This is a genomic window from Intrasporangium chromatireducens Q5-1 (assembly GCF_000576575.1).
In the GTDB taxonomy this organism is placed as follows: Bacteria; Actinomycetota; Actinomycetes; order Actinomycetales; family Dermatophilaceae; genus Intrasporangium_A; species Intrasporangium_A chromatireducens.
In genome coordinates, this window is record NZ_AWQS01000132.1 from 1 (window position 1) to 11,021 (window position 11,021).

9 protein-coding genes are annotated in these 11,021 nt (G+C 70.0%); 5 read left to right on the forward strand and 4 right to left on the reverse strand.

Annotated elements, in window-relative coordinates; all coding sequences use genetic code 11:
- Nucleotides 1-108 precede the first annotated feature (108 nt).
- A complete protein-coding gene (locus N864_RS14425; protein WP_034718109.1) occupies nt 109-1,146 on the reverse strand; it encodes an aspartate-semialdehyde dehydrogenase in 1,038 nt (345 codons plus the stop codon).
- A 211-nt stretch (nt 1,147-1,357) separates the two neighbouring features.
- Here N864_RS14425 and N864_RS14430 point away from each other — a divergent pair, with 211 nt between their 5' ends.
- Entirely contained in the window at nt 1,358-1,849 is a 492-nt protein-coding gene (locus N864_RS14430) for a hypothetical protein (RefSeq protein WP_034718111.1), read from the forward strand.
- Between the two features lie 96 nt (nt 1,850-1,945).
- Here N864_RS14430 and N864_RS14435 read toward each other — a convergent pair whose 3' ends face one another.
- Together N864_RS14435 and N864_RS14440 are read right to left on the reverse strand one after the other, a co-directional pair.
- Nucleotides 1,946-2,725: a MerR family transcriptional regulator gene (locus N864_RS14435; RefSeq protein ID WP_240474338.1), complete on the reverse strand. Its 780-nt coding sequence runs from the start codon at nt 2,723-2,725 to the stop codon at nt 1,946-1,948.
- 34 nt (nt 2,726-2,759) lie between these two features.
- On the reverse strand, nt 2,760-4,328 hold the full coding sequence (locus N864_RS14440; protein WP_034718114.1) for an MFS transporter: 1,569 nt from the start codon (nt 4,326-4,328) through the stop codon (nt 2,760-2,762).
- An 88-nt stretch (nt 4,329-4,416) separates the two neighbouring features.
- Here N864_RS14440 and N864_RS24725 point away from each other — a divergent pair, with 88 nt between their 5' ends.
- From N864_RS24725 to N864_RS14455, 3 genes are all read left to right on the forward strand, one after another.
- The gene (locus N864_RS24725) at nt 4,417-5,145 is read left to right on the forward strand and encodes a TetR/AcrR family transcriptional regulator (RefSeq protein WP_034718116.1); all 729 of its coding nucleotides are present in this window, start codon (nt 4,417-4,419) and stop codon (nt 5,143-5,145) included.
- Nucleotides 5,146-5,259: 114 nt separating this feature from the next.
- Nucleotides 5,260-6,036 (forward strand): dimethylargininase, encoded by a 777-nt coding sequence (gene ddaH, locus N864_RS14450; RefSeq protein WP_034718129.1) that lies wholly within the window; start codon nt 5,260-5,262, stop codon nt 6,034-6,036.
- Between the two features lie 94 nt (nt 6,037-6,130).
- Nucleotides 6,131-7,387 (forward strand): NAD(P)/FAD-dependent oxidoreductase, encoded by a 1,257-nt coding sequence (locus N864_RS14455; RefSeq protein ID WP_034718119.1) that lies wholly within the window; start codon nt 6,131-6,133, stop codon nt 7,385-7,387.
- A 219-nt stretch (nt 7,388-7,606) separates the two neighbouring features.
- On the opposite strand, the gene N864_RS14460 is transcribed toward N864_RS14455, so the two are convergent.
- Complete coding sequence (locus N864_RS14460) at nt 7,607-8,416, reverse strand: enoyl-CoA hydratase/isomerase family protein (protein ID WP_034718121.1); 810 nt, start codon at nt 8,414-8,416, stop codon at nt 7,607-7,609.
- Between the two features lie 190 nt (nt 8,417-8,606).
- Between N864_RS14460 and N864_RS14465 the strand changes: the two genes are divergently transcribed.
- Entirely contained in the window at nt 8,607-10,832 is a 2,226-nt protein-coding gene (locus tag N864_RS14465; protein ID WP_034718127.1) for an NADP-dependent isocitrate dehydrogenase, read from the forward strand.
- Nucleotides 10,833-11,021: the final 189 nt, after the last annotated feature.

Here is an 11,021-nt window from a genome sequence, read left to right on the forward strand (position 1 = left end):
CTCTCGTCGGTTGGTGGCCTCTCGACGGGGTGGGACTCAGCCACAGGGAGAGGTATGCCGCTCAGCCAAGTGAGCTGAGCGGCATACCGAATGCTCGTGGCTGGGAGGTCAGGCGCGCCGCTTGACGAGCTCCTCGGCGACCTGGACGGCGTTGAGCGCGGCGCCCTTGCGCAGGTTGTCGCCGACGACGAAGAGGACGAGACCCTTGCCCTCCGGAGCCGCCTGGTCGGCGCGGACCCGACCGACGAACACCTCGTCGCGCCCCGCCGCCTCGAGCGGGTTGGGCACCTCGGTCACGACGACGCCGGGCGCGTTCTTGAGCAGGTCGAGCGCCTCCTCGGGGGTGATGTCGTGCTCGAACTCCGCGTGGATCGCGAGACTGTGCCCCGTGAAGACCGGCACCCGCACGCACGTCCCCGACACGCGCAGCTCCGGCGCGTGGAGGATCTTGCGGGACTCGTTGCGCAGCTTCTGCTCCTCGTCGGTCTCGAGGGAGCCGTCGTCGACGATCGAGCCGGCGACCGGGACGACGTTGAAGCCGACCGGCACCGCATACACCTGCGGCTGCGGCACCTCGACGGCGTCGCCGTGCAGCGCGAGGCCGGTCGGGTCGCCCGCCGCGTAGCCGCCGCGCAGCTGACGGTCGAGCTCCTGCACGCCCTTGCCGCCGGAGCCGCTCACGGCCTGGTAGCTCGCGACGTGCATCCGGACGAGGCCGGCCTTCTCGTGCAGGGGCGCGAGGACCGGCATCGCCGCCATCGTCGTGCAGTTCGGGTTCGCGACGATCCCCTTGGGGATTTCGGTCAGGTCGTCGGCGTTGACCTCCGAGACGACCAGGGGGACCTCGGGGTCCTTGCGCCAGGCGCTGGAGTTGTCGATGACGACGGCACCGGCGGCGGCGACCTTCGGCGCATACTCCTTGCTGGTCGAGCCCCCGTTGGAGAACAGGGCGATGTCGATGCCGGAGAAGTCGGCCGTCGCGGTGTCCTCCACCTCGACCTGCTTGCCCTTGAAGGGAAGCGTCGTGCCCGCGGACCGCGCCGACGCGAAGAACCGCACCTCGTCGACCGGGAAGTCGCGCTCCTCGAGGAGGGCGCGCATGACCTGACCGACCTGACCCGTTGCTCCAAAGACTCCAACACGCATGCCGTCAAGGGTAGGTCGAGTCGCAGCGCACTCCCCCGCCCGTTCACCCATCGGTCACCGCTGTGCGGTGGGACTGCGCACCGGATCGGGCAGCGCAGGATGCGACCCAGATGCCAAGACGCTGGGATTGTCCTGATGCCCAGCCGCCTGGCCCAAGGAGGACCAGAGTGGAGGGTTGGGGAGGAGCACAACCGCAACAAGGAGCACTCCCATGAGAACCACCCTGCGCGCCACCTGCACAGCGCTCGTCACGGCGCCGCTCCTGGCCCTCGGAGCGGTGACCGCCACCGCCGGTGGCAACGGCGCGACGACCTTCACCGACACCGAGCACGACGTCAGCATGGTGGTCGACTTCATCAATCCCTGCACGGGCGATCCGGGCGTCGTCACGGCAGTGGAGAACCAGGTCTTCCACGGCACGCTCAACAAGAACGGCTCGCACGGGTCGTGGCTGACGGGCAACATCGAGGGACGGGCGACGTTCGTCCCGACCGACCCGAGCAAGGTCACCTACACCGGTCACTTCTCGGCGACGTTCGGCGACCAGCTCAGCCACGGCGACGGCATCGAGCACAGCACCTTCCAGATCAACGCGACCGGCTCCGACGGGTCGCACCTGGTGTTCCACGACAACGCCAAGGCGGTTCTCAATGCCGACGGCACGGTCACCGTCTCGTTCGACCATCTCTTCTGCCAGAGCTGAGGCTCGGCGGCATTCGGCGCCCTCGGCACCCCTCGTTGGTTCGAGGTATTCCCCGGACACCACTGACCGGTAGATACCTCGAACCGGGGGCGATGCTCACTCGGCGTGCCGGTCGGAGTTGGCGTGGATCGCATCCCGGACATACTGCGCCAGCCCCGGCTCGAGGTCCTCGTAGCTCTTCGTGAACCTCGGGTCGGATACGTACAGGTCGGCCAGTCCGCGGTGGAACTCGTGGTCGAGGTCGTAGAACCGGTCGGCGATGTGCCGCCGGTGGACCTCGGCCGCGTCCATCGCCGCCTCGCCGGTCGCCGGCTCGCCGCGCCGCTTCGCCGCGATGAAGGCCGCGTTGACGGCGTCCATCTCGGCCTTGACGGCCGCCCAGTCGGCCTTCGTGTAGCGCTTGGTCCGCTCGGCCGACTGCTTCCACGCGTCGGTCTCGCCCCAGCGCTCCTGCGCCTCGGCCTGGTACTCGTCCTTGAACCCGTCGCCGAAGAGCTCCTTCATCTCCTCGGGCGTTGCTGGCTGGTCACTCATCTCTCGCTCCAGTGCTCGGTCGAGGGCCGCGACGAGCTCGCTCAGCTCGTCGAGCCGGGACATGACCGCGTCGCGTTGCCGCCGCAGGTGCTCGACTGCGTCCTCGCCACCGTCGAGCAGCTCACGGATCTCGTCGAGCGGCAGCTCGAGCCGCCGGTAGACGACGACCTGCTGCAGCCGCGTCAGGTCCGCGTCCGTGTAGAGCCGGTAGCCCGCCGCCGACCGCCCGCTCGGCACGAGCAGGCCGATCTCGTCGTAGTGGTGCAGCGTCCGCACCGTCACGCCGAACAGGTCGGCGACCTGCCCCACGGTCCACGTCGCCATCTGGGTCCTCACGGTCATGTCCTCGAGCGTGGCGCCTCACGTCGCGTGAGGGTCAAGCCCTTTCACCGTATGCCGCTGAGCTCGCTTCACGCGCGGCCTGCGGTCCCGCACCAGCGGGGCGGCCCAACCGGCGGGGCAGCGTCGCGAGGGCGACCGCCGCACCGACGACGAGGACCCCGGCGGCGACGAGGTCGGTCACGTGCATGGCCTCGACATAGGCGGTGCGGGCCGCGTCGAGGACGCCATGGCCGACCGGTCCGCCGACCTGCTCGGCCACAACGGTCGCCTGCCCGAGGGTCTCCGCGGCCGCATCTGCGAGCGAGGCGGCGAGGCCGGAGGGAAGCAGCTCCGACACCCTGGAGGCATAGACCGCCCCGAGGATGCTCCCGAGGACGGCCATGCCGAGGGCCCCGCCGAGCTCACCGGCGGTCTCGACCAGGGCCGAGACGGAGCCGGCCCGCTCCGGCGGGGCGACGGCGAGCGCGTACTCCGTCACCAGGGTCGCGACGGACACGAGACCGGCCGCCACGAATGTCGCGGCGACGAGGACCGGCATGAGGGACGAGCCGGAGCCCGCCGTGAGCATGCCGACGAACCCGCCTGCTGCGACGAGGAAGGCGCCTGCCATGACGGCTGGCCGGCCGACTCGAGTCGAGAGGGCTGCCGCGCCGGGGGCCGCGGCGCCGACGACGACCGACGGGAGGAGGCTCCACAGCGCCGCGACGAGCGGGGTCAGGCCGAGGACGGACTGCAGGTACTGCGTGATGACGATCGCGTTGCCCATGACGCCGAACATCCCGGTGACCTGCACCGCGACGGACCCACCGAACCCCTTGTGGCGGAACAGCTTGAGGTCGACCATCGGCGAGACGACGCGACCCTGCCGGACGACGAAGGCCACCGCCGCGCAGAGGCCGACAGCGGCATACAAGGCCTCCTCCAGCAGCCAGCCATCGGCGGCGACTCCCTTGATGGCATGGATGATCGGCAGGATCGCGGCAAGAGAGAGGACGGCGCTCAGCAGGTCGACCCGGGCGCTCGGGTTGCGCGACTCCGGCAGGAGGGCCGGGCCGAGGACGAGCAACGGGACCATGAACGGGACGTTGAGGAGGAAGACCGAGCCCCACCAGAAGTGCTCGAGCAGCAGGCCGCTGACGACCGGCCCGATCCCGACGCCGCCCGCCATGACGGCGGACCAGATCCCGACGGCCTTCGCCCTCTCGGCCTCGCCGTGGAACATCGAGCGGACAATGCCAAGGGTGCTGGGCATGAGCGTCGCCCCGCCCAGACCGAGGACGGCCCGGGCGAGGATGAGCGCCTCCGCGCTCGCGGCGTAGGCGGCGAGGAACGACGCCAGCGCAAACGCGACCGCGCCGATGAGCAGCAGTCGGCGGCGGCCGATCCGGTCGGCGACGTTGCCCATCGTCAGGAGCAGGCCAGCGAGGACGAAGCCGTAGATGTCGAAGATCCAGAGCATCTGGGTGGCCGTCGGCTGGAGCGAGGCCGAGATGTGCGGAACCGCGAAGAACAGGACGGAGACGTCCATCGACACGATGAGGAGCGGCAGGCAGAGGACGGCGAGGGCAGTCCACTCGCGGCGGCCTGCACGGGAGGTGTTCATGGGCGCGCTCTTTCTGTGTATGCAATACGTCGTTCGTCACCGTAGTGGCGCTACTGCGTACGGTGCAAGCAGTTACTACACTCACCGCATGACCGACCTGCCCCGCTACCTCCAGCTGCTCTGGGGTCGCGAGCCGGAGGGCCGCCGGGGCCCGAAGCCCGGCCGCACGATCGAGGGCATCGGGGCGGCGGCGGTCGAGATCGCCGACCGGGAGGGACTCGAGGCGGTCTCGATGAAGAGCGTCGCCCGCGCGGTCGGCTTCACCACGATGTCGCTCTACCGCTATGTCGACAGCAAGGAGGAGCTCGAGGCCGTCATGCTCGACGTGGCCTACGGTGCGCCGACCTTCACCTACGACACCGGCTCCGGGTGGCGTGACCGAATCAGCTTGTGGGCACGAGGGATTGCGCAACGTCGTCTGGCGCACCCCTGGACCGTCGAGCTCATCCAGAGCGCTCCCCCGCTCACGCCCAACGTCCTCGCCTGGACCGAGCACGGCCTCGCAGCCCTCGAGGACACTCCGCTGACCAGCGAGCAGCGACTCTCGGCGATGCTCGCGATCGACGGCTGGGCGCAGAACCACCTCCGCCAGTCCGTACAGATGGGCTTCACGGGCCCGGTCGACCCCGAGAGCCCGCAAGGCAACTACCTGGGGCTCATCTCCCAGCTCATCGACCCCGAGCGGTTCCCCCAGCTCACGGCCGCCGGCAGCGAGAGCCTCGGCGACCCGGACGACAACTTCTACGCAGAGGAGTTCGACCGCGGAATGGGGCTGCTCCTCGACGGCATCGCGGCCCTCATCGAGCGCCATCCCTGACCCTTGCGGCGCAGGTGGCCGGCGCCCCGACGTCCGTATGCAGCTGAGCTGGATTCGGTGGCAGGGGCGCAGGCTGCGACCGGCGCCCCGCTGCGGGGGCAATACGCTGCATCCGTGCACCGTCGCCTGGCGCTCGTCCGCCGCCCCTCCCCCAAGCTCGCCGACGGCATCGTCACCCACATCGAGCGCTCGTCCTCGGTCGATCCCGGCCTCGCCGAGCGGCAGTGGGAGGAGTACTGCCAGGTCCTTCAGGACCGTGGGTGGTCACTCGTTCAGGCCCCGGCCGCAGACGACTGCCCGGACGGGGTGTTCGTCGAGGACCAGGTCTTCGTCTATGGCGACGTCGCCGTGCTGTGCCGGTCCGGGGCGGTCGAGCGCCGCGCCGAGCAGGAAGGGCTGCGGGCTGTCCTCGAGGCGCAGGGGTACCGCTGCGTCGAGATCGAGGCGCCGGGCACGCTCGACGGTGGTGACATCCTCAAGCACGCCCGCCGGGTGTGGGTCGGCCGTGGTGGTCGGAGCAATGACGAGGGCATCCGCCAGCTCGCGGCGGCCCTGGCCCCGCTCCGGCTGACCGTCACGCCGGTGCCGACGACGAGGGCGCTGCACCTGAAGTCAGCGCTGACGGCGCTGCCGGACGGGACGATCATCGGCTGGGACCCGGTCGTCGACGACCCGTCCCTCTTCGACGCGGTCGGCTACTTGCCGGTCCCCGAAGAGCCCGGCGCGCACGTCGTCCTGCTCGGCGGTGACTCGGTGCTCCTGTCCGCGGCCGCTCCACGGACCGCCCAGCTGCTGCGGGAGCGGGGCCTGGACGTGACGGTCGTCGACATCTCGGAGTTCGAGAAGCTCGAGGGCTGCGTCACCTGTCTCTCGGTCCGGCTGCGCGGCTGAGGCACCCGGGGGCGGCACGCCGACCGGCGCGACCGCATCCGAGATGCGGTTAGCCTGCTGACAAGGCCGGTCGAGCAACGAGGTGAGCCCGTTCATGGACGCAGACGTCATCGTCGTGGGAGCGGGGCTCGCAGGGCTTCGCTGCGCGCAGCGGCTCGGGGAACTGGGGCACGAGGCTCTCGTCCTCGAGGCGTCGGACGCGGTCGGGGGTCGGATCCGCACCGACGTCGTCCACGGCTTCCGGTGCGACCGCGGGTTCCAGGTGCTGAATCCGGCCTATCCTGCGGTGCGGCGGTGGGTCGACGTCGCGGCGCTCGACCTCCAACCCTTCGGCGCCGGCGTCCTGGTCCGCCAAGAGCGGGGCCTCGCCGTCGTGGCCGACCCCGTTCGCGAGCCCCGGCTGCTCGCGGCGACGCTCCGCAGCGGCTACCTGCGTCCGCTGGAACTGGTTGCCCTCGCACGATGGGCCGGGCGGGTGCTCGTCGACCCGAAGGGCGTGCTGTCGCAGTCGGACTCGACGCGCGCCGCCTCCCTCGACGAGGCCGGGGTCACCGGCCGACTCCGCCGCGAGGTGCTCGACCCGTTCCTCGCCGGCGTCCTCGTCGAGCACGACGGCTCGTCCTCTGCACACTTCACCCAGCTGCTCGTGCGGATGTTCGTGCTCGGTCGGCCCGGCGTTCCGGCCGGAGGCATGCAGGCCTTCCCCACCCAGCTGGCAGACCGCCTCGGCGACCGGGTCCGGCTGCACAGCACGGTCGAGCACGTCCGCCCTGGGCCGACCCCCACCGTCACTGTCGACGGCCAGACCCTCTCGGCCCGGGCCGTGGTCGTCGCCACCGACCCGGTCGGCGCCTCACGCCTCACGGCGCTGCCACCGCCGGTGATGCACGGCCTCGCCACCTGGTGGTTCGAGGCGCCGGAGCCACCGCATCACCACAACCTGCTCGCCGTCGACGGACGCCGCACCGCCACCTCGTCTCCCGGGCCAGTGTGGAACACGGCTGTCATGACGGCGGCGGCCCCCTCCTACGCCCCGCCCGGGCACCACCTCGTCGAGGCGACCTGCCTGCTCGACCGGGCCGGATCGGAGCCGACCGAGGCGCAGGGGCGCCGCCACGTCGGCGAGATCTACGGGCGGGACACCGGCTCGTGGCAGGTCGTGACGCACCACCGCGTCGAGGCGGCGCTGCCGGCGCAGCCGGCCCCGCTGCGGCTGCGGGCCGCGGTCAGCCTCGGCGACGGCCTCTTCGTCTGCGGCGACCACCGCGACACGGCCTCGATCCAGGGCGCCCTCGTGTCCGGCCAGCGCACCGCCGAGGCAGTCCACCGCTCGGTGGGCCAACTCACCTGACATCGCCAGCCCCGCATCTCCTAACCGATCCCGCGTCCGTGTGCTCCAATCGAGTGGCCACCACTGCCGATCGAGCCTGGCTCATCAGCTCCTCCTGCTGACGGGCAGCATTCATGCCAAAGGGCCTCACACAAAACGGCCGTGCGGCGGATTCAGGCAAACTGAATTAACCCGGAGGCTGCACCCATACTCCCGCGGCGCGGCCCGAGCCGGGCATTGCTACTGCGCCGACGGGAACTGCGGTTCCCGCTTCTCGCGCAGCGCCGTGTAGCCCTCCACGACGTCGGGGGCCATGAAGCAGAGCATCTCGTAGGCAGCGGACTGGTCGAAGATAGGGCCGGCCTGCCGGATCCAGCTGTTGAGTGACCGCTTCGTCCAGCGGATCGCCATCTGGGATCCGGTGGCGAGGACCTGAGCGACGCGCATCGCCTCGGTCAGCACCTCGGCCCGGGGAACGGCCTTGCTTACCAACCCGATTCGCTCCGCCTCCGCCCCGTCGACCATCTCGCCCGTGAGCAGGTAGTAGCGCGACTTGGCCATTCCCGCGAGGAGTGGCCAGATGATCGCTGCATGGTCCCCCGCGGCGACGCCGAGCTTGACGTGCCCGTCACCGATCTTGGCGTCCTCGGCGACGATGGAGATGTCCGCGAGCAGGCCGACGACGGTCCCTGCGCCGACCGCGACGCCGTTGATCGCCGAGATGACCGGCTTCTCGCAGTTGGTGATGCCGTAGACGATGTCGCTCATCTCGCTCAGCATGTGGGCGACCCGGTCATGGTCCCCCGCCAGCCGCTCGACCATCGCGAGGTCGCCACCCGCGCTGAACGCCTTGCCCGCGCCAGTGATGACCGCGACGCGGGTCTGCGGGTCGTCGGAGACGTCCCGCCACACGCGAGCGAGCTCACCGTGCATCCCCTCGTCGGTCGCGTTGTACTTCTCGGGCCGGTCCATCGTGATGAGCAGGACCCCGTTGTCGTGCCGGGTGAAGCTCAGCTGCTCGTAGCCGTCATACCTGTCGTCGTGGCCCATTGCCGCTCCCAACGTCATTGAATGGTCGTTCAACCTGTTGTTTGAATGATCGTTCAGTCCGCGCGCGGAGTCAACCCCCGCACTGGCGTGGCCCCTGCCACGTCGGCAGGATGGGGAGGGCGCCCGGACGGCGTCGGTATCCGATATCTTGATATCAAGATTTCTGTCGGACCCTCGGAATGGAGCACCGGTGACTGACTCGACCATCATCTACACGCACACGGACGAGGCACCCGCCCTCGCGACAGCATCCCTGCTGCCGATCGTGTCGGCCTTCGCGAAGCAGGCGGGTGTCACGATGGACACCCGGGACATCTCGCTCGCCGGGCGGATCCTCGCCAGCTTCCCGGACGCGCTCGAGCCGGGCCAGCGCGTCGCCGACGCCCTGGCCGAGCTCGGCGAGCTCGCCAAGCGGCCCGAGGCCAACATCATCAAGCTGCCGAACATCTCGGCCTCGATCCCGCAGCTCAAGGCCGCGATCGCCGAGCTGCAGGCCCAGGGCTACGCGCTGCCCGACTACCCCGACGACCCGCAGACCGACGAGGAGAAGGCCGCCCGCGCCGCCTACGACAAGGTCAAGGGCTCCGCCGTCAACCCCGTTCTGCGCGAAGGGAACTCGGACCGCCGAGCTCCTGCCTCGGTCAAGAACTACGCTCGGAAGCACCCCCACTCGATGGGGGCGTGGAGCAGCGACAGCAAGACCAACGTGGCCACGATGGACGCGGACGACTTCCGCCACGACGAGCAGTCGGTGGTCATCGACCACGAGGGCGCCCTGCGGGTCGAGCACGTGGCTGCCGACGGCACCACAACGGTCCTCAAGGAGTCCATCCCGGTCCTGAAGGACGAGGTCGTCGACGCGACCGTCATGCGCGTCGCCGCGCTCGAGGAGTTCCTGCGCGCGCAGATCGCGCGGGCCAAGGAGGAGCACGTCCTCTTCTCGGTCCACCTCAAGGCCACGATGATGAAGGTCTCCGACCCGATCATCTTCGGGCACGTCGTGCGCGCCTTCTTCCCCACGCTGTTCGAGAAGTATGCCGCTCAGCTCGCGTCCGTCGGCGCCAACCCGAACGACGGGCTGGGTGCGATGCTCCGCGCCATCGAGTCGCTGCCCGAGGACGAGCGTTCGCAGATCGAGGCCGCAGTGAAGCAGGGCTTCGCGGACGGCCCCGCCATCGCGATGGTCGACTCCGACCGCGGCATCACCAACCTGCACGTCCCGAGTGACGTCATCGTCGACGCGTCCATGCCGGCGATGATCCGCACCTCCGGCCACATGTGGAACGCCGAGGGCAAGGAGCAGGACACCCTCGCCGTCCTGCCGGACAGCTCCTACGCCGGCGTCTACCAGGTCGTCATCGACGACTGCCGGGCCAACGGAGCCTTCGACCCCTCGACGATGGGCTCGGTGCCCAACGTGGGACTCATGGCCCAGAAGGCCGAGGAGTACGGCAGCCACGACAAGACCTTCGAGATCGCCGCGCCGGGCACCGTCCGGGTCGTCGACGAGTCGGGCACGGTCCTCATGGAGCACGAGGTCGCCGCCGGTGACATCTGGCGCGCTTGCCAGGCCAAGGACGTGCCGATCCGCGACTGGGTGTCCCTCGCCGTGCGGCGCGCCCGGGCGACCGGCGCCCCGGCCGTCTTCTGGCTCGACGAGTCGCGGGCCCACGACCGCAACCTCATCGCCAAGGTCAAGGAGTACCTCCAGGACGAGGACACCGACGGCCTGACGATCGAGATCCTCTCCCCCGTCGAGGCGACGAAGTACTCCCTCGAGCGCATCCGCAAGGGCCAGGACACCATCTCGGTCACCGGCAACGTGCTGCGTGACTACCTCACCGACCTCTTCCCGATCCTCGAGCTCGGCACGTCGGCCAAGATGCTCTCGGTCGTCCCGCTGCTCGGTGGGGGCGGACTCTTCGAGACCGGCGCCGGCGGCTCGGCCCCCAAGCACGTCCAGCAGCTGCTCAAGGAGGACTACCTCCGCTGGGACAGCCTCGGCGAGTTCCTCGCCCTGGCCGTGAGCCTCGAGCACTTCGCAAAGGTCAACGACAACGCACGCGCCCAGGTGCTCGCCGACACCCTCGACCGGGCGACCGGGACCTTCCTCGACGAGAACAAGTCCCCGGCCCGCAAGGTCGGCCAGATCGACAACCGCGGCAGCCACTTCTACCTGGCGCTGTACTGGGCCAAGGAGCTGGCGAAGCAGACCGAGGACGCCGAGCTGGCCGCGACCTTCGAGCCGGTGGCCAAGGCGCTCGCCGACAACGAGGCGACGATCGCCCAGGAGCTCATCGACGCCCAGGGCAAGGCTGTCGACCTCGGCGGCTACTACCACCCCGACGCCGAGAAGGTGGCCGCGGTGATGCGCCCGTCGCAGACCCTCAACGCCATCATCGACGCCCTGGCCTGACTCCCCGCTCCGTCGAGAGCACAATCCCACCGATCGAGAGGCCACTTCCCGCAGGGAGGTGGCCTCTCGACGGTTGGTGGCCTCTCGTCGGTTGGTGGCCTCTCGACGGAGGAACCACGTCGAAAGGCCACTTCCCGACACGACTGGGGTCAGCGTCATACGGGACCAGCATGCGCACGTGGCCCTTCG

What these genes read in the sequence shown, in the direction of transcription:
- N864_RS14425 (WP_034718109.1), bottom strand. Translation starts at nt 1,146, where the DNA reads ATGCGTGTTGGAGTCTTTGGAGCAACGGGTCAGGTCGGTCAGGTCATG.
- N864_RS14430 (WP_034718111.1), top strand. Translation starts at nt 1,358, where the DNA reads ATGAGAACCACCCTGCGCGCCACCTGCACAGCGCTCGTCACGGCGCCG.
- N864_RS14435 (WP_240474338.1), bottom strand. Translation starts at nt 2,725, where the DNA reads ATGACCGTGAGGACCCAGATGGCGACGTGGACCGTGGGGCAGGTCGCC.
- N864_RS14440 (WP_034718114.1), bottom strand. Translation starts at nt 4,328, where the DNA reads ATGAACACCTCCCGTGCAGGCCGCCGCGAGTGGACTGCCCTCGCCGTC.
- N864_RS24725 (WP_034718116.1), top strand. Translation starts at nt 4,417, where the DNA reads ATGACCGACCTGCCCCGCTACCTCCAGCTGCTCTGGGGTCGCGAGCCG.
- N864_RS14455 (WP_034718119.1), top strand. Translation starts at nt 6,131, where the DNA reads ATGGACGCAGACGTCATCGTCGTGGGAGCGGGGCTCGCAGGGCTTCGC.
- N864_RS14460 (WP_034718121.1), bottom strand. Translation starts at nt 8,416, where the DNA reads ATGGGCCACGACGACAGGTATGACGGCTACGAGCAGCTGAGCTTCACC.